General features: G+C 70.7%; 17 protein-coding genes. 5 read left to right on the top strand and 12 right to left on the bottom strand.

Annotation, left to right across the window (positions count from 1 at the left end; all coding sequences use genetic code 11):
• From FJ091_06875 to FJ091_06855, 5 genes are all read right to left on the bottom strand, one after another.
• A complete protein-coding gene (locus tag FJ091_06875; protein ID MBM4383079.1) occupies positions 1-963 on the bottom strand; it encodes a DUF1731 domain-containing protein in 963 nt (320 codons plus the stop codon).
• A 30-nt stretch (positions 964-993) separates the two neighbouring features.
• Positions 994-1,665, bottom strand: a complete 672-nt coding sequence (locus tag FJ091_06870) for a hypothetical protein (GenBank protein MBM4383078.1) — start codon at positions 1,663-1,665, stop codon at positions 994-996.
• A 65-nt stretch (positions 1,666-1,730) separates the two neighbouring features.
• Complete coding sequence (locus tag FJ091_06865; protein ID MBM4383077.1) at positions 1,731-3,437, bottom strand: sigma 54-interacting transcriptional regulator; 1,707 nt, start codon at positions 3,435-3,437, stop codon at positions 1,731-1,733.
• 844 nt (positions 3,438-4,281) lie between these two features.
• Positions 4,282-4,539, bottom strand: coding sequence for a hypothetical protein (locus FJ091_06860; GenBank protein ID MBM4383076.1), 258 nt, complete (start codon positions 4,537-4,539; stop codon positions 4,282-4,284).
• 23 nt (positions 4,540-4,562) lie between these two features.
• Positions 4,563-5,060 carry a DoxX family protein gene (locus FJ091_06855; GenBank protein ID MBM4383075.1) on the bottom strand — a complete coding sequence of 166 codons (498 nt, stop codon included), beginning with the start codon at positions 5,058-5,060 and terminating at the stop codon, positions 4,563-4,565.
• Positions 5,061-5,232: 172 nt separating this feature from the next.
• Between FJ091_06855 and FJ091_06850 the strand changes: the two genes are divergently transcribed.
• The 3 genes from FJ091_06850 to FJ091_06840 are packed head-to-tail and all read left to right on the top strand — an operon-like array spanning position 5,233 to position 7,003.
• Positions 5,233-5,481: a hypothetical protein gene (locus FJ091_06850; GenBank protein MBM4383074.1), complete on the top strand. Its 249-nt coding sequence runs from the start codon at positions 5,233-5,235 to the stop codon at positions 5,479-5,481.
• A 12-nt stretch (positions 5,482-5,493) separates the two neighbouring features.
• Positions 5,494-6,741, top strand: coding sequence for a DUF692 family protein (locus FJ091_06845; protein MBM4383073.1), 1,248 nt, complete (start codon positions 5,494-5,496; stop codon positions 6,739-6,741).
• 10 nt (positions 6,742-6,751) lie between these two features.
• Positions 6,752-7,003, top strand: a complete 252-nt coding sequence (locus tag FJ091_06840) for a hypothetical protein (GenBank protein MBM4383072.1) — start codon at positions 6,752-6,754, stop codon at positions 7,001-7,003.
• On the opposite strand, the gene FJ091_06835 is transcribed toward FJ091_06840, so the two are convergent.
• The 7 genes from FJ091_06835 to FJ091_06805 form a co-directional block, all read right to left on the bottom strand.
• Entirely contained in the window at positions 6,968-7,297 is a 330-nt protein-coding gene (locus FJ091_06835; GenBank protein MBM4383071.1) for a PilZ domain-containing protein, read from the bottom strand. The genes FJ091_06840 and FJ091_06835 overlap by 36 nt on opposite strands.
• Positions 7,298-7,394: 97 nt before the next feature.
• The gene (locus FJ091_06830) at positions 7,395-8,495 is read right to left on the bottom strand and encodes a dihydrodipicolinate reductase (protein ID MBM4383070.1); all 1,101 of its coding nucleotides are present in this window, start codon (positions 8,493-8,495) and stop codon (positions 7,395-7,397) included.
• The gene (locus tag FJ091_06825) at positions 8,496-9,110 is read right to left on the bottom strand and encodes an AbiV family abortive infection protein (GenBank protein ID MBM4383069.1); all 615 of its coding nucleotides are present in this window, start codon (positions 9,108-9,110) and stop codon (positions 8,496-8,498) included. It lies immediately after the preceding gene.
• 50 nt (positions 9,111-9,160) lie between these two features.
• Complete coding sequence (locus tag FJ091_06820) at positions 9,161-10,435, bottom strand: cytochrome P450 (GenBank protein ID MBM4383068.1); 1,275 nt, start codon at positions 10,433-10,435, stop codon at positions 9,161-9,163.
• A 4-nt stretch (positions 10,436-10,439) separates the two neighbouring features.
• Positions 10,440-12,629 carry a PQQ-dependent dehydrogenase, methanol/ethanol family gene (locus FJ091_06815; GenBank protein ID MBM4383067.1) on the bottom strand — a complete coding sequence of 730 codons (2,190 nt, stop codon included), beginning with the start codon at positions 12,627-12,629 and terminating at the stop codon, positions 10,440-10,442.
• Entirely contained in the window at positions 12,629-13,426 is a 798-nt protein-coding gene (locus FJ091_06810; GenBank protein MBM4383066.1) for a hypothetical protein, read from the bottom strand. The genes FJ091_06815 and FJ091_06810 overlap by 1 nt, the downstream gene beginning before the upstream one ends.
• Positions 13,423-14,025, bottom strand: coding sequence for a hypothetical protein (locus tag FJ091_06805; GenBank protein ID MBM4383065.1), 603 nt, complete (start codon positions 14,023-14,025; stop codon positions 13,423-13,425). The genes FJ091_06810 and FJ091_06805 overlap by 4 nt, the downstream gene beginning before the upstream one ends.
• Before the next feature lie 94 nt (positions 14,026-14,119).
• Here FJ091_06805 and FJ091_06800 point away from each other — a divergent pair, with 94 nt between their 5' ends.
• On the top strand, positions 14,120-15,160 hold the full coding sequence (locus FJ091_06800; protein MBM4383064.1) for a TIGR03620 family F420-dependent LLM class oxidoreductase: 1,041 nt from the start codon (positions 14,120-14,122) through the stop codon (positions 15,158-15,160).
• A 45-nt stretch (positions 15,161-15,205) separates the two neighbouring features.
• Positions 15,206-16,825, top strand: coding sequence for an FAD-binding oxidoreductase (locus FJ091_06795; protein MBM4383063.1), 1,620 nt, complete (start codon positions 15,206-15,208; stop codon positions 16,823-16,825).
• Positions 16,826-16,926 lie beyond the last annotated feature (101 nt).

Genomic DNA, 16,926 nt, shown 5'->3' with positions numbered 1-16,926 from the left:
CTAATGACTGCGGGCTCGGAGCCGCGCGACGAGATCGGCAGCCGCGCGCGGCCAATCGGGATGCGCGAACGCGAAGCCGGCTTGTAGCAAGCGTCCTGGCACGACGCGGCGGCTCTTCAGCACGAGCTCGGACTCGGTGCGCAGCGCGAACGCCGCCATCTCGAGCATCCAGCGCGTCGCCGGCAGGCCGATCGGCATGCCCCACGCGCTGCGCAGCGCGCGCATGAACTCCGCGTACGGCAGCGGATTCGGCGACGCGACGTTCACCGCGCCGGAGATCTCGCCGTGCGCGATCAAGAAGCGCAGCGCGCTCACGAAGTCTTCGCCGTGCACCCAGCTCACGAACTGCCGTCCGCCGGCGACCGCGCCGCCGAGCCCGAAACGCGCGAGGCGGGAGAGCACGGCGAACACGCTTCCGCGCGTGGGCGACATCGTCATCGCGGTGCGCAGCGCGAGCTTGCGCGTGTGCGGCGTCGGCGCCGCCTCGAACGCCGCCTCCCAACGCTTCGCGACGTCGATGCTGAAGCGCCACGTGTCGGGAGCGCCGGGCTCGCCTCCCCCTAACACACCGGACTCGTCCCAAGCGGCGCCGAGCGTGTGCGCGTAGATCGTCGCGGTGCTCGCTTGCAGCCACACGCGCGGCGGCTGCGCGCAGCGCGCGACCGCCTCGCCGAGCGCGCGCGTCGAGGCGACGCGCGAGCTCAGGATGCGTGCGCGATTCGCGGGCGTGTAGCGGCAGTCGACCGTGTGCCCCGCGAGATTCAGCAGCGCGTCCGCACCCTCGAGCTCGCGCGCCCAAGGCCCCACCGTCTCGCCGTCCCACGCGACGACTCGCACCGGCCCGGTCGCGCCCACTGCGTTCGGCGAACGCGACAGCACGACGACCTCGTGCCCTTCGCCCGCGAACGCCTTCGCGACGACCTGGCCGACGTGTCCGGCGCCGCCGGGAATCACGAGCTTCATCGCGCGTCCGTCATGCGCTCGCTCCGGGCGTCAGCGAAAGATCGCGAGGCTGTTCGTCTCGATCAGGTTCACGCACAGCGCGAGCGCCCACAGCGGGAACACGAACCAGAGCACGTTCGTGCAGACCACCACCGCGAAGATCGATGCGACCGAGTGGCCGACGTGCCGCTTGTTGTTGAAGAACTGGAAGAAGTAGACGCACGTCCCATAGAACATCTGCCAGAACACGGCGACGCCGAGCGCGCCGAGCAGGCGCGGCGACAGCAGGTCGAACGTCATGCCCCACGCGAAGATGCCCGCCGGGATCACGGTCGACCACGCGTTCCCGACGTCGATGTTCCAGCCGAACGAGCGCCGGTCCGCATAGCCGGGGTCGTAGAGCGCGTAGCTCGACCACACGCCCGTCCACGTGCGCGGCAGGAACAGCTTCGAGAGCGGCACGCTCGACGTGAAGTACTCCGCGGCGCGCACGGCTTCGCGGCCCTTGTACGGCTGCCGCGTCGCCTCGTACTCGCGGGTGATCTGGTCCGCCTCGCCGTGCAGCACGAGCTCCCACAGGTTGATCATGAAGTTCACGACGAGAAAACACGCGAGTACCGCGTGGTTCCAGTTGAACACGCCGTGCTGCGCGAAGTGCGCCCACAGGTGAAGAGCCGTCAAGGCGACGACGAAGCCTGGAATCGCGACGTGCAGCGGGACCACGCGAGCCTCCGGCAGGGGCGGGCGAGAGTCGGCGGCGGCGCGGTGGCTGTAAAGGCCGGCTCCTCTCACCCCTCGCGCGCGATTCCGAGCTTCTTCATGCGGCTGCGCAGCGTGCTCGCGTTGATGCCGAGGCGCGCGGCGGCGCCGCTTGCGCCCTCGACGCGCCAGACCGTCGCTTCGAGCGCTTCGAGGATGTGGCGGCGCTGGCTCGCCTCGAGCGTCTCGCCTTCGATCGCGATCGGCTCGTGCGCCTCGCGTCGCGCGGGCGCCGGCGCGCGCTTCGGCAGGAACTCGGCGTCGATCGCGAGCGTCGCGCCGCGCATCAGCACGACCGCGCGTTCGATCACGTTCGAGAGCTCGCGCACGTTGCCGGGCCAGTCATACGCGCGCAGACGCGCGAGCGACTCGGGCTCGATCGAGTCCACGCGCTTGCCGAGCTCGCGCGCGAAGCGCTCCGCGAAGAAGAGCGCGAGCAGCTCGGCGTCGCCCTCGCGCTCGCGCAGCGGCGGCACTTCGATGGGCACGACGTTGAGGCGGAAGTAGAGATCCTTTCGGAAGCGCCCTGCCTCCACCTCCGCGGCGAGATCGCGATTCGTCGCGGCGATCACGCGCACGTCCACCTTGCGCGACTGGTTGCTGCCGACCGGCTCGATCTCGCGCTCCTGCAGCACCCGTAACAACTTCACCTGCGTCTCGAGCGGTAGCTCGCCCACTTCGTCGAGGAAGATCGTGCCGCCGCTCGCTACCTCGAAGCGGCCGACGCGGCTCGCGGTCGCGCCCGTGAACGCGCCGCGCACGTGGCCGAACAGCTCGCTCTCGACGAGCCCCGCCGAGATCGCCGAGCAGTTCACCTTCACGAGCGGCCGCTCGCGCCGCGGACTGCGCTCGTGCAGCGCGCGCGCGATCAGCTCCTTGCCCGTGCCGGTTTCGCCGAGGATCAGCACCGTCGCCTGCGTCGGCGCCACGGTGTCGATCAGCGCGAGCACCTTCTCGATCGCGGGCGAACGGCCGACGAAGCCGCTCGCGTCGTGAGCCTGCTTGATCTCTTCCTGCAGGTACGCGTTCTCGCTCTCGAGCTTGTCGCGCAGCGCGGCGACCTGCTCGTACGCGAAGCAGTTGTCCACCGCGACCGCGACCGCGCTCGCCACGCGATCGAGCAGCTCCGCGGGAATCTCGGCGTAGGCGTTGACGTGCGTCGACATGAAGAAGAGCGCGCCGAAGCTGCGGTCCTCGCGAATCAGCGGCAGCGCCACGAGCGACTCCATGCCCTCGCGCTCCATCACGACGTGGGTCATCGGGAAGCGCGCGCGCAGCTCGTCGCGCGAGGCAGCCACGTACCGCTGACGCTGCTCCTGCGCCCAGCGACAAGCCGTTCCCGCGGACGGGAACTCCTCGATCATCGGCCCGCGCGCGGGCTGATCCAGCGCGAGCACGTGCACGCGCAGGCTCTCGGGCCCCGTCGGCACCTCGATGCCGAAGCGCTCGCACGCGAGCAGCGGCTTCACCGAGCGCGCGAGCTCGGCGAAGAGATCCGCGCGGCGCAGATGCTTCGTGCTCGACTGGTTGATCGCGAGCAGCGCCTGCAGCTCGCCGTAGGCGAGATCGAGACTCTGCTGCGCGCCGAGCAGGTCGCGCCGCGTGGTCTCGAGCCGCACCTCGAGCTCGCGCAGCGCGTGCTGCATCACCGCCTCGGCGTGCAGGCGCTCCATCTCGACGCGCGCGCGATTCGCGAACACCTCGAACAGCGCGAGGTCGCGCGGCGATTCCGCCATCGGCTCGCTGTCGAGCACCGCGAGGTGGCCGAACGTCTGGCCTTGCGCACCCTTCAGCGGCACGCCGAGATAGCTGCGCGCGCCGAGCGTCACGAGGTCGGCGTCGTACGGGAAGCGTTGCTGCACGCCGTCGGGGTAGAGGCAGAACTTGCCGGCGATCACGTTTTCGCAGGGCGTGCCCGAGAGGCGGTACTCCACGTTCGCGCGCCAGTCGCCGCCGCTCCAGAACGCGAGCGTGCGCACGCGGTCTTCGGCGCCCGCGAACTCCGCCACGAAGGCGTGTTGCACCCCCAACGACTGCGCGAGGTTCTTCACGAGCTGACGCATGAAGTCGAGGCCAGCGCGGTCGGCGGTGGCTTCGACGATCGAGCGATAGGCGAGCTCCGCGTTCCACTTTCGCAGAGCACGGGCGCCGGAATCGGACGCGACGGCTTCGCTCATGGCGGACTCCAAACCGAGAGGCTCCGGCCCCCACGACACCAGGCTGTGTCGGCGCGCAGCGCCCAAGATGACACACGGTTGACGCGAAGATTGGCCTCTCGGTTACGCGGAAGTGACGTGACCACCCGCCGGAGCAGCATGGCAGAGCGAGCCGACCGGCACCGAGTTTCTGCGGCCCGAACCCTCGGAGATCGACCACGCCGGGTGCGGCGCCGCCAGGAACGACCCCTCCTCGGCGACGGCCGGCACCGACTCCGCGCGGTCACCGGGCTCGCTCCTGCGCGCCGCTCCGATCCGGACGCGCGAGGGATTGCGCTGGGTGGGACCCGCGGGCCGGGGCGCGCGCCTCGCCGAGGGGCAAGCGGAGTTACGCATGCTGCTCGCTCGCGCTGAACTGCCGCGCTCAGCCGCGCGCGCCGAGCAGGCGCGCGATGAACGGCGTCGCGGCGGTGACGCGCGCGCCCGACGCGATCAGCGCCTCGAGCCACGCGCGCGCGGGATTGTCGAGCGCGCGCAGCTCGCTGAGATCGAGCGCCACGGCGCGCGGCGCGTGCGTAGCGACCGCGCTCGCGAGCGCGGGCAGATCGCTCGCCGCGAGCCGCCCTTCGAGGCGAAGCGACAGCGCGCCGTCCGCGCCGGCGCAGCGCGTGATCCGCAACATGGCCCGCTCCGCTCGAGACTCGCCTACGCCCGCACCATGGCGCCGGGCATGCCGCCAGCGCCTCGCGACGCGCGCCCGAGGCCGAGCTTCGGCGCGACGAGCGCGTCGAGCGAAAGCGCACCGCCGCCGCCGATCGCGAGCTGCGCGAGCAGCGCGATGTAGAGGAACTCGGAGAGACCGAACAGCGCGTTCACGCCGGTGATCTTCGGCGCGAGCGCGGTGGCGAGCGCGACGACCATCGTGCCGATCAGCGGGATCGCCGCGATCCGCGTCGCTAGCCCTAACAACACGAGCAGGCCGCAGCCGAGCTCGACGCCCGCCACGAAGGGCGCCTGCAGCTCGGCGAAGGGAATGCCGAGGCTCGCGAAGAACTGCGCGACCTGATCGAGGTTGTGCAGCTTGCCCCAGCCCGAGTGCGCGAAGACGACGCCGACGACGAGCCGCGCGATCAGCGGCGGCGCGAAGGCGAGGCGATCCGCAAGACCGAGCAGCGCGCGAGAGAGGGCGAGAAGCTTCGACATGGCGACTCCTGGTTGCGCCCGGCGAGGCGCGCGTGAGTTCGCCCCTCGGATGCGCGCGAGCGCGCGGAGTCACGCGCGTTACCGGTGCGGCGCTCACGGCGTCCATGCGCGCGAACCGCGCGGCGAATCATCCCGCCGGCTACGCGCGCGCCGCGCGCACAGGAGACCCGTCATGAAGCGAACCACGAACAAGCGCATCCGCCTCGCACAGGCGGCCGCGCTCGCCGGCATCGTTGCCGGCGCCGCTCTCGCGCTCGGCTGCAGCGACGGCGCGACGGCCGAGGGCGACACCGCGGAGGCCAACGGCTGCAACGGCGCCAACGGCTGCAACGGCGAAACCGCGAGAGCCGGCGAGCACGCCGAGGCGAATGGCTGCAACGGCGCCAACGGCTGCAATGGTGAAGCCGCGGCGGCCGAGTAGCGCGGAGCCGCGGTGAATCGTTTCGGCTCGCCCGACCTGGGTCTCGGCCTCGGCCTGCGTGCGCAGCATGCGCACGAGATCCTGCGGACGCGCCCACCGCTCGGCTTCCTCGAGCTGCTCACGGAGAATCACTTGGACGTCCCGCCGCGGGCTGCTGCACTCACCGAGCAGCTCGCGGCGGCGTATCCCGCGGTGCTTCACGGCGTCTCGATGAATCTCGGCTCGGTCGACGCGCTCGATCGCACTCATCTGCGCAAAGTTCGCGAGCTCGCTGAGCGCACGCGCGCGCGCTGGATCTCCGATCACCTGTGCTGGACCGGCGTCGCGAGCGTGAACAGCCACGAGCTGCTCCCCCTGCCCTGCACCGACGAAGCGCTGCGCCACGTCGCCGCGCGCGTGCGCGAGGTGCAGCCGGAGGTGCGCATCGACACGCACGGCGCCGAGATTCACGACGACGTATGGGCGCTGTTCAACCAAGTCGTGCGCCGCTTCCCGCACGCGCACGTGATGCTCGAGCGCGACGACGCGATCCCGGAGCTGCCGCAGCTGATTGGCGAGCTCGATCGCGCGCGCGAGATCTGGCACGAGGCGAACACCCCGGAGAGTCGCGTGCAGCCGCGCGCGCGCCGCGCGCACCGTATCCGGCTGGGCTCGCTCGCTGCGCCGACCGGCGCTTGGGCCGCACAGCAGCGCGACTTCTGGCAGCGCGCCGTCGAGAAGCCGCTGCGCTTCGATCACGCGACGCCTGGCCTCACTGCGTTGCTCGACGCGCAGTGCCCCGTCAGCGCCGCGCGCGGTCTGCGCGTCTACAGCGACGCCTACACCACGAACCTGCGAGCCGCGCTCGCCGCGAACTTTCCCACGCTCGCGCGCGTGCTCACGCCGCGAGACTTCACGGCGCTCGCGGATGAGTACGCCGCCGCGCATCCGCCGAGCACGCACGACTACGCTCGTCATGGGCGGGCACTCGCCGGCTTCATCGAGGGGTTCGCGTTGGCCGACTCGTACGCGATTCCGCGCGAGGCTCTCCTATCTCGCGCGACTCGAGCAGGCCCAGCTCGAGGCGCAGGAAGCTCCCGACGAGCCGCCCGGCCTCGAAGCGCGTGCGCTCTGCGAGCTCGCGCCGGAGCACTGGCCCGACGCACGCTTCCGCCTGGCAGCATCGCTGCGCGTCGTGCACTGCAGCCACGATGTGGCGCCTTGCGTGCGTGCGGTCGCTCTCGGCGAGAAGCCGCCGCTGCCGAGGCGCTCGCGCGCTGACTCTCTCGTGGTGCGCGCGGCGGGCCTCGTCGTTACGGACGCGCTCGATCCGCGCGGCGCCGATGCGCTCCGCGCGCTGATACGCGGAGCGAGCTTCGCGGAGGCTTGCGCTGCGGCAGGCGGCGACGAGTCCGCGGAGCCCGCGGTCGTCGCGCTCGTGCAGGCGAGCCGCGCGGGTGCGGTCGTCGCGCTGTCCCGTGCGCCGTGGGCCGACCGCGGCGAGGCTTCAGCGCACGCCGGTGTCTTCTTCCCCGACGCCTAATGCATGCAGCAACTCGAGCAGCTCTGCAGTCACGCCGTCGAAGCGAATCGCGAACTCGCGCTCGTCGAAGCGCGCGACGACTCCGCTGACGCTCACGCGGTGGTCGTCGCCTACCACGACCTCGGCGCGCACCGCGGCGCCGATCGCGCGCACGACCTGCTTCGTCTCGATGAGCGCGCCGGTGCGTGAGACGTTCTTGAGGAGGCCCGTGCCCTCCCGGCACTGCGAGGAGTAGGTCGCGACGAAGCGAGTCGGAATGCGCGCTGCGCGGCGGCGGTCGTAACGCTGATCCATATGTGCGAATCCACGGCACCAGGGGCTGCGCGCGGCATGATGCCGAGCGATTCGGAATGGTCCATGCCCTGCTGCTGGTTTTCCCGACTTGGGGATGTCAACCACCCCACGCCGTCCGCGCGCGCAGCGTGCCCGGCAGCGCGATCAGCGGCAGATCGAGCGGCGACACGATGCCCGGCGGCGCGGCGCACACCGAGGGGATCGCGTTGATCGCGCGCATACCCGTCGCGAGGCAGCCGCCCGCGTTGCTGCTCGCGCTGTCCGCGCTCTCGATCAGCGCTTCGAGCTCGATGTTCGGTTGGCCGCGAATCACGACGCGGTTCGCGTGCGCGGGGTGCAGGTGCGGCTTCGGCCACTCGGGCGCGGCGCCTTCGACCATGCGGTGCACGTGATCGATCACGATGCGCGGCTCGCCGAGGACGATGCCCTCGAGGCGGATGCGATGCGCCGCGCACTGCCCCGGCTCCACGCGCCCGAGCGGGAACTCGAGCGCCACGTCCGTGCCCCAGCGCTCGTAGTGCTCGCGCGTCGACTCCACGGCCACGCCCATCGCCTCCGCGATCGTGTAGAGCGGCGCGCCCCAGATCTGCGTCATCAGCCCCGGCATCGCGGTGAGCAGCGGCGGCGCGCTCATGTCCGACATGAGGCCCATCATGCGCAGGCTGGCTTGGTCCGGATAATCGCCGCCCACGATGAACTCGGTCGCGTGGACGCTCTCGGCTTGTCCGCACAGCCCTAACAACGTGAGGGGCAGGAGGTCGTTGCCGAAGCCGGGGTCGATGCCCGTCGAGAAGAACGAGACGCCGCCTTCGCGGCACGCCGCCTCGATCGCCTCGCGCAGCGGCGCCGGCGCGCGCTCCGGGTTCTGCAGCGCGCCGGTCGTCGTGTCCACCACGTTCTTCCCCGCACGCAGCGCCGCGGTGACGTTGCGCAGGTTCGCCTCGGCGTGCATCCCGTTCGGCCCGAAGTACGCGACCGCGTCCGCCTCGATCGCGAGCGCCCGCGCCGCGTCACGCGTCGCCACGATGCCCGTCCGCCCCGTGCCTAACAGCTCCCCGATGTCGCGCCGGTCCTTCGCGGGATCGTTCACGATCACCGCGACGACCTCGAACCCGGAGTGCCCCGCGAGCGCGCGCAGCACCGCCCCGCCGACGAAGCCGGTGCCCCAGAGGATGATGCGGTAGGGGTGGGTTCGCACTTACGCCGTTGGCTCATTGAGTAGTCGGTGGATCGCCGCCGTGAACAGACCCATGTCGGGGATCGCGATCGCCGAGACCACGGAAAGTTCTCGCACAGCGAGTAGGACGTTCGCGATCTCGGCGGTAACCGTGATGATCAAGACGCGACTCTCTTCGCTGGTAAAGCTGGTCGGCAGCTCCCAACCGTCCCGCGCGGCGTTCAACTCCACGTACTGGGATCTCAAGCAGCGGCGATGGAGTTCTCGTGGAGCGCGTTCCTTGGTCTTCTCGACATGGGCGCGAACTACCGCTTGCGCCGCTCGGATCCGGCCCTGATCCCCGGAGGCCAACGCCGCCGTACGTTCCTCCATTTGACTGGCCGGTATCTCGAGCTCGAACGTTGCGATTCCGGCAGCGAGCTTTTGCTCGTGGTGGCGGAGCTTCTTGGCCAACTCGGCCAGATCGACTTCGCCTCCGCGTTCGCGAACATCCGCCGCCTGCGCTTCGAGTAGATGGCTTCTCCCAAGTTCCTCTCGCGCCATCACGGCCAGGTGGAACGCGCTGGAGTAGCGAGCGGCGGAGTGCAGTAGCGCCGCGTCCTCTAGAAGCCTCGCGGCATGCGCAAGCGCATGCATTGCCCCTTCCTCTAGAAGGCGGAGCGTCGGACTCGCCTCCGTCGCGATTTTCAACTCGCCCGCTTCCCCCACGCGCACTTCATCCGCTTGATCCCATGGATGAAGTTGCTCCGCAGCATCTCCGGCTCGCTCTTGATTTGGAGGTCGGGCAGGCGGCGGAAGATCTCGCGGAACATCACGCGCATTTCGCGGCGGGCGAGCTGGGCGCCGAGGCAGAAGTGCGGGCCGGGGCCGCCGAAGCCGACGTGCTCGTTGGGCGTGCGCGCGATGTCGAAGTCGTAGGGGCGCGCGAACGCGTCTTCGTCGCGGTTGCCGCTGGCGTACCACATCACGACTTTGTCGCCGGCCTTGATCGGCTGCCCTGATAACTCGGTGTCGCACGTCGCGGTGCGGCGGAAGTGGATCACGGGCGAGGCCCAGCGCACGATCTCTTCCACGGCGGTGTCGACGTGGCGATCGAAGTCGGCGGCCCACTTGCGGCGCTGGTCGGGGTTGTCGAAGAGCGCCTTCATGCCGTGACTGATCGCGTTGCGCGTGGTTTCGTTGCCGGCGACGACGAGCAGCACGAAGAAGGAGGCGAGCTCCTGGTGCGTGAGCGTCTCGCCGTCGACCTCGGCGTCGAGCAGCGCGGTCGTCAGGTCGTCGGCGCCCTTGCCAGCTTTGTGCTGCGCCAGCTCGTTCATCAGATCCGCGAGCGCTTTGCCCGAGGTGAGCGCCGCGACGATCGGGCTCGTGCCCGGCTTCACGTACTCCGGGTCGCCGAGACCGAGGATCACGTTGGTGTGCGCGAAGACGCTCGCCGTCTCGCTCTCGGGGATGCCCATCAAGTCGCACACGAGCTCGAGCGGGAGCGGCGCGGCGATGTCGGTGACGAAGTCGCACTCGCCGCGGTCGATCACGCGGTCGATCGTCTGCTGCGCGCGCTTCTGCACGAGCGGCTCGAGGCGACCGAGCGCGCGCGGAGTGAAGCCGCGCGAGACGATGCGCCGCAGCCGGCCGTGCCGCGGGTCGTCCATGTTGATCATCGAGCCGAAGAACTCGTTGAACTGCGGCGGCAGGTCCATGATGTTCGTGCCCTTGCCGGAGCAGAACACCTCGGGCGTACGGCTCACTTCGAGAATGTCGCGGTGCTTCGTGATCGCCCAATAACCCGGCCCGCGCGGGAACGGCGCGCCCGGAGGCGGCTCGAACTCCTGGTGGAACGAAACCGGCTTGTGCTTGCGGAGCGACGCGAAGGCGGCTTCGCGCTCCGCGACCGGGCGCAGCCAGAAATCGATCCCTGATAAGTCGACGGACTCGACCGGCGGGAGCGCGGGCAGCTTCATCTCGTTATCGGCCTCCGGCCGCAGCGGGCGCCGCGTCTGTGCTCGGCGCAGGCGCTGCGCCGCCCGCCTGCTTCGCGGCGAGCTCGTTGCGCTTCGCGGTGATGTAGATGCGGATCAGCTCGAGATCCTCCTTCGTCACCCACGCCGACAAGTTCGGCATGCCCTTCGCGGCCAGCGAGCCTTCGAACACGATCGGCTCCAGCGCGTCGGAGAAGAAGAGAGTGGAGGTGCGCAGATCCGGCAGCACGCCGCCCGCGACGCCGCCGATGCCGTGACACTCCCAGCACCACGTGTGATACGCGTAGGTCCCGAGCTTCACCTTCTCGGGGTCGAGATCGCCCGCGATCGCCGCGACCTCGCGCGCGATCGCCGCGGTGACCGGGATCTGCGCCGTGCCGCCGAGCTTGAAGACGAGCAGGCGGCCATCGTTCTGATTCTTGCCCGCGAGCTCGTGCGCCGACGCCGCCGCATCGCCGCCGGCGAGCCCGAACGCGCCGCCCCAGCCCGCCATCACGGCGACGTACTGCTCGCCGTCGAGCTCGTAGCTGGTCGGGCCGGCCATCACGCCGGTGCCCGCGGCCATCTCCCACAGCTTCTTCCCGCTCGCCGCGTCGTACGCCGCAAAGGTTCCGTGCGCGGTGCCTTGGAACACGAGGCCGCCCGCGGTCGCGAGCGTTCCGCCGTTCCACGCCTCCGGATACGGCACTTCCCACACCTTCTTCTGACCCACGGGATCCCACGCGATCAGGCGGCCAGACACGATGTCGCGCGGCATCTCCGAGGCGATCTTCGCGGAGACGCCGAGGTTCCACTGACCGGGCTTGTGACGGAAATCCTCGTCGACGCCGAACGCCCAGGGAATGTCGTTGGCCGGGATGTAGACGAGGCCAAGCTCCGGGTTGAACGACATCGGCTGCCAGTTGTGACCGCCGAGCGTCGACGGGCGCACGACCACCGAGTTCTCGCGGTAGTCCGCGCCGGGGGCCTCGATCGGGCGTCCCGTCGCCTTGTCGATGCCCGTCGCCCACGTCACCTCGACGTAGTCCTCGGCGGAGATCAGCTCGCCCGTCGCGCGGTCGAGCACGTAGAAGAAGCCGTTCTTCGGCGCTTGCATCAGCACCTTGCGCGCGGCGCCGCCGATCTCGAGGTCCGCGAGCATGATGTGCTGCGTGGACGTGTAGTCCCACGTATCGGCCGGCGTGGTCTGGTAGTGCCACACGAGCTCGCCCGTGTCCGGCCGCAGCGCGAGGATCGAGCACACGTAGAGGTTGTCGCCGCCCTGCGGGCTGCGGATGTGGCGGCTCCACGGCGAGCCGTTGCCCGTGCCGACGTACAGCAGGTCGAGCTCGGGATCGAACGCGATCGCGTCCCACACCGTTCCGCCGCCGCCGACCTGATGCCACACGTCGCCCGTCCACGTCGGCAGCGCCTTGTCGAGCGCGGGGTTCTCCTGCGGCTGCTTCGGATCGCCCGGCACGGTGTAGAAGCGCCAGACGAGCTCGCCGCTCTCGGCGTCGTAGGCCGAGACGTAGCCGCGCACGCCGAGCTCGGCGCCGCCGTTGCCGATGATCACCTTCCCCTTAACAACTCGCGGCGCCATCGTGACCGTGTAGGGCTTGCTCTGGTCGACCGTGAGTTTCTCCCACGCGGGAATGCCGGTCTTCGCGTCGAGCGCGATCAGGCGGCCGTCGAGCGCGCCCACGTAGACCTTGCCCTTGTAGACCGCGACGCCGCGGTTCACGACGTCGCAGCACGCCTTCGGGCCGAACTCGCCCGGCACCTGCGGGTCGTAGCGCCAGATCTCTTTGCCCGTCTTCGCGTCGACCGCGTACACGATCGACCACGAGCCGGTCGTGTAGATCACGCCCCCCACCACGATCGGCGTCGCCTCGAGGCCGCGCGTCGTGTGCGTGTCGTACGAGAACGCGAGGCCGAGCTGCGCGACGTTCTCGGCGTCGATCTGCGCGAGCGGCGAGTAGCGCTGCTCGTCGTACGTGCGGCCGTAGGTCAGCCAGCTTTCCTTCTCGCCGCCGGCGGCCACGAGGCGCGCATCGTCGACGGCCTCGACGCCGGGCGGCGGCGGAGGCGCCTGCCTCTCGCGCGCGACCGGAGGCGGCGTCTCGTCGTCGCCACCGCAAGCGGTGAGCGAGGCGACGATCACGAACGAGAGCAAAGTCGCGAGTGTGGCGCGCATTACTTGACCGTGACCTCGATGCTGAGCGGAGTGCTGAACAAGATTCGGCCCGAGTGCCCCGCGACGCCGCCGCGCAGCATGCGCCCGCGAATCGGATCGGTGACCACGCCGAGCGGCGAAGCCTTCTCGGTGCCGTACCAGAGCGCCGCGGCGAGCGGATACTTCCCTGGCCGGCTCGGCGCGCGCAGCGTCCACACCACCTGCGCGCGCGCCCAGTCCGCTTTCACCGCGTCCGAGCGCAGGCCGGTGACGTTCACGTAAGCGAGATTTCGCATCAGCGAGAGCGGCCGTTTCGCGAGCCAGTCCGTTTGCTGCTGGAAGTCTTGGCCGAGGATCTGCGGCTCCTGCGACACGAACCAACCCACCGCCGTCGCCGGGCGCGCGAGCCAGCGCTGCGGCGTGTCGACGAGCGCGACGCCGACCACGGGGCCTGCGCCGCCCGTCACGCCCACCGAGACGCGCAGCTCGCCGTTGATCGCGACCTTCGGTGGCGACTCGATCCTCACGCTCGTGTTCGCGTCGACCGCGCGCACGTGCTCGGCGAGCAGCGCGCGCTCGGCCGCGCTCAGCGCCTGATAGCCGCCCTCGCCGGCCTGGATCAACGCGATGTGCTTGTTCGCCGCGAGCTCCTTCTGCGCGCGCTCGGGCGGCGCGCCGTTCATCATGTCGGCGTTCGCGGAGGAGTGACAGCTCGCGCAGTAGGGCGCGGCGTCGGTCTGCCAGTCGGGCGTGCCGCCCGGATACGCGTACGCGCTCGTGGCGAGCGCGAGGCCTGCGGTGAATGCAGAGAATCTCATGAGCCTGTCTCCTCCTCGAACTCAGGATGACATCGCGCGCACTGCGCGCGCACCGGTTCGGGGTGCAAGAAGTTGCGATCTGCGAGCCCGCCGCGCTCGTGCGCGACGTGACACTCCACACAGTCCACGCCGAGCTCGCGGTTGTGCACCGCGAGCGAGTGAAATGGCGCCGCCTCCCAGCTCTCGGACGCAGCGCCCTCGCTCGCGAATTCGGCGTGGCAGCTGCGGCAGTCCTCGTCGCGCAGCGGCCACGTCATGCCGTGCGGCTCGTCGAAGCGGCCCGTGAGGTAGATCGCGGCGTCGCGCAGCGAGAGCAGCTTCACGCGCGCGCGGCCCGCGAAGCCCGTGCCGCCGTGGCAGTCGATGCAGCGGAACGCGCCGTCTGCGCGCGCCTCGTTTCCGGCTATGGCGTGCGCGACCGCGAGCGAGACCGCGGGCCGCGCCGCGAAGTCGCGCGCGTTCTCCTCGTGCAGCGGCGCGCCCGTCGGGAGATGGCACGCGGTGCAGAACGCGTCGTTCTGTTCGACGCGATCGCTCGCGTGCCACCCGAGCGGCGCCGCGACGGCGGCGAGAGCGATGACGAGGAGAGCGCGGCGCACCGCGCGATCTTGCACGACGACCGCGCGCGCTGCACTTCGCAATGCGCCCGCAGTAGAGTCGCGCGCCTCACATCTCATGCACGAAGGAACGCTCATGGTCGCGCGCAACGCGGAGATTCTCGGAAAGCTCGGTGTCTGGACCTCGATCGACTCGTATCCGGCTGCGAAGGCCGCGGAGTTCGCCGCCGAGATCGAGAGCCTCGGCTACAGCGCGCTGTGGACGCCCGAGGCCGTCGCGCGCGATCCCTTCGCGCTGATCTGCCATCTCGCGAACCACACGAAGAAGCTCGTGTTCGCGACGGGCATCGCGAACATCTACGCGCGCGACCCGATGGCGATGAACGCGATCCAACACTCCGTCGCGGAGCTGACGGGCGGCCGGCTCGTGCTCGGCCTCGGCGTCTCGCACAAGCCGATGGTCGCGGGCATGCGCGGCCACGACTACGGCAAGCCCGTGACGACGATGCGGAGCTACCTCGATGCGATGGCGAAGGCGCTCTACCTCGGGCCGCGGCCCGCCGCCGAGGCGCCGATCGTGCTGGCCGCGCTGCGCGAGAACATGCTGAAGCTCGCCGCCGAGCGAACCGCAGGCGCCCATCCTTACAACGTCACGCCGGAACACACGCGGCGCGCGCGCGCGATCATGGGCGCCGGCCCGACGCTCGCGCCCGAGCAGATGGTGCTGCGCGAGACGAACCCGGTGAAGGCTCGCGCCGTCGCGCGCAAGAACCTCGGCATCTACCTCTCGCTGCCGAATTATTATGAGAACTGGCGCACGCTCGGCTTCGAAGACGCGGACTGGCAAGGCGGCGGCAGCGATCGCCTGATCGACGCGATCGTGTGCTGGGGCAGCGAGGACGCGATTCGCGCCCACATCCAGGCGCACTTCGACGCCGGCGCCGACCACGTGTGCATCCAGCCCTTCCGCCCCGACGGCGAGCCCGGCCCCGATCTCGCGCTGCTGCGCGCCCTCGCGCCGGGCGGCGCGCCGGCGCCCAAGCAGGCGCGCACCCCGAACGTGCGCAGCGGCGGCGGGAAGAAGCGGGCCGCGGCGATGAAGAAGGCGCCCGCGAAGAAGCCGAAGGCGGGGGCGAAGAAGAAGAGCGGGAAGAAGAAGGCGGCGGGGAAGAAGTAGCGGGCGGCCCGAAGCCGCGAGTCGCGAAACCGTAGGAGGCGCCACATGCCGCGCAGCTTCTGGGGCTGGGGGATCGAGGAGGCGCGGCCGACACCCGAGCAGGGCGCGGCGATGGCGAAGTCGCTCGCGGCGCGCTTCGGGCGCGCCCTCGATGGCCCGCGGCCGTTTCCCACGCGGGAGGCGCTCCGGCTGCGCGCGCCCCGCGTCGCGGCGCCGAGTGCGCTGCGCGCGCTGCTGAGCGATGTGCCCGCGGAGCGCGCGGGGCACCACTACGGCAAGTCGTTCCGCGACATCGTGCGCGGCTTCCGCGGCGAGTTCCCCGAGCCGCCGGATTTCGTGGCGTTCCCTAACAACGAGGCCGACGTCGCCGCGCTGCTCGATTGGTGCGGCAGCGCTGGCATCGCGGCGATCCCGTACGGCGGCGGCTCCTCGGTCGTCGGCGGCGTCGAGACGAATCTGCCCGCGTACCGCGGCGTCCTCTCGCTCGATCTCTCGCGCATGGGCCGCGTGCTCGAGGTCGACCGCACCTCGCGCGCCGCGCGCATCCAGGCGGGCGCCTACGGCCCGGCGCTCGAAGACCAGCTGCGGCCTCATCGGCTGACGCTTCGCCACTTCCCGCAGTCGTTCGAGTTCTCGACGCTCGGCGGCTGGATCGCGACGCGCGGCGGCGGCCACTACGCCTCGCTCTACACGCACATCGACGACTTCGTGGAGTCGCTCCGAGTCGTGACGCCGCGCGGCGTGCTCGAGTCGCGCCGCCTGCCCGGCTCGGGCGCGGGCCCGAGCCCCGACCGCATGTTCATCGGCTCCGAGGGAATTCTCGGAGTGATTACGGAAGCGTGGATGCGCGTACAGGATCGGCCCACGTTCCGCGCGGGCGCGTCCGTGCTGTTCCGCGGCGACGACGGCTTCTTCCGCGCGGCCGAAGCCGTGCGCGCGATCTCGCAGGCGGGCCTCTATCCCGCGAACTGCCGCCTGCTCGATGCGCAGGAAGCGCTCGGCTCCGGCGCGGGCGACGGCACTCACTCCGTGCTCGTGCTCGGCTTCGAGTCGGCGGACCATGCCCTCGAGCCGTGGATGAAGCGCGCGCTCGAGCTGTGCCGCGCGCACGGCGGCGAGTTCGACGAGAGCAAGGCGACGACGCGCGAGACCGCGGGCGACAGCGGCGGCGGCGATCGCGACGGCGCCGCGGGCGCGTGGCGCAATGCGTTCCTGCGCGCGCCGTACGCGCGCGACGCGATGGCGCCGTATGCGGTGATCATGGAGACGTTCGAGACGGCGATTCCGTGGAACCGCTTCCGCGACTTCCACGCGCGCGTGATGACGGCGACGCGCGACGCGGTCGCGCGCGTGTGCGGCGCGGGCACCGTCTCGTGCCGCTTCACGCACGTCTACCCCGACGGACCCGCGCCCTACTACTCGATCAGCGCGCCGTCGCGACACGGCAGCGAGCTCGCGCAGTGGGGCGAGATCAAGGCCGCGGCCAGCGAGGCTCTGATCGCTGCGGGCGGCACCATCACGCACCACCACGCCGTCGGCCGCGATCACCGCCCGTGGTACGACCAGCAGCGCCCCGAGCTGTTCGCCAGCGCGCTGCGCGCGGCGAAGAAGGCGCTCGACCCGCACGCGGTGCTGAACCCAGGCGTGCTGATCGATCCGGCCTAACAACTCCCGCCGGAGGGGGGCGTGTGACGCCGGCCAGGTTGCCCTGGCCGGCGTGACGCCTCGGCGTAGGGTGCCTCTCCGCCGCTGCGCCCGTCTCCGTG

It is taken from the genome of Deltaproteobacteria bacterium, assembly GCA_016875395.1.
GTDB lineage: Bacteria > Myxococcota_A > UBA9160 > UBA9160 > UBA6930 > VGRF01.
Note: the sequence above shows the minus strand (reverse complement) of the source record. Positions and strands in the feature narration are given on the sequence as shown.

Bases quoted from the DNA above. Each gene is read 5' to 3' on its own strand.
- FJ091_06875 (MBM4383079.1), bottom strand. From the start codon at position 963: ATGAAGCTCGTGATTCCCGGCGGCGCCGGACACGTCGGCCAGGTCGTC.
- FJ091_06865 (MBM4383077.1), bottom strand. From the start codon at position 3,437: ATGGCGGAATCGCCGCGCGACCTCGCGCTGTTCGAGGTGTTCGCGAAT.
- FJ091_06860 (MBM4383076.1), bottom strand. From the start codon at position 4,539: ATGTTGCGGATCACGCGCTGCGCCGGCGCGGACGGCGCGCTGTCGCTT.
- FJ091_06855 (MBM4383075.1), bottom strand. From the start codon at position 5,060: ATGTCGAAGCTTCTCGCCCTCTCTCGCGCGCTGCTCGGTCTTGCGGAT.
- FJ091_06850 (MBM4383074.1), top strand. From the start codon at position 5,233: ATGAAGCGAACCACGAACAAGCGCATCCGCCTCGCACAGGCGGCCGCG.
- FJ091_06835 (MBM4383071.1), bottom strand. From the start codon at position 7,297: ATGGATCAGCGTTACGACCGCCGCCGCGCAGCGCGCATTCCGACTCGC.
- FJ091_06825 (MBM4383069.1), bottom strand. From the start codon at position 9,110: ATGCATGCGCTTGCGCATGCCGCGAGGCTTCTAGAGGACGCGGCGCTA.
- FJ091_06820 (MBM4383068.1), bottom strand. From the start codon at position 10,435: ATGAAGCTGCCCGCGCTCCCGCCGGTCGAGTCCGTCGACTTATCAGGG.
- FJ091_06815 (MBM4383067.1), bottom strand. From the start codon at position 12,629: ATGCGCGCCACACTCGCGACTTTGCTCTCGTTCGTGATCGTCGCCTCG.
- FJ091_06810 (MBM4383066.1), bottom strand. From the start codon at position 13,426: ATGAGATTCTCTGCATTCACCGCAGGCCTCGCGCTCGCCACGAGCGCG.
- FJ091_06800 (MBM4383064.1), top strand. From the start codon at position 14,120: ATGGTCGCGCGCAACGCGGAGATTCTCGGAAAGCTCGGTGTCTGGACC.
- FJ091_06795 (MBM4383063.1), top strand. From the start codon at position 15,206: ATGCCGCGCAGCTTCTGGGGCTGGGGGATCGAGGAGGCGCGGCCGACA.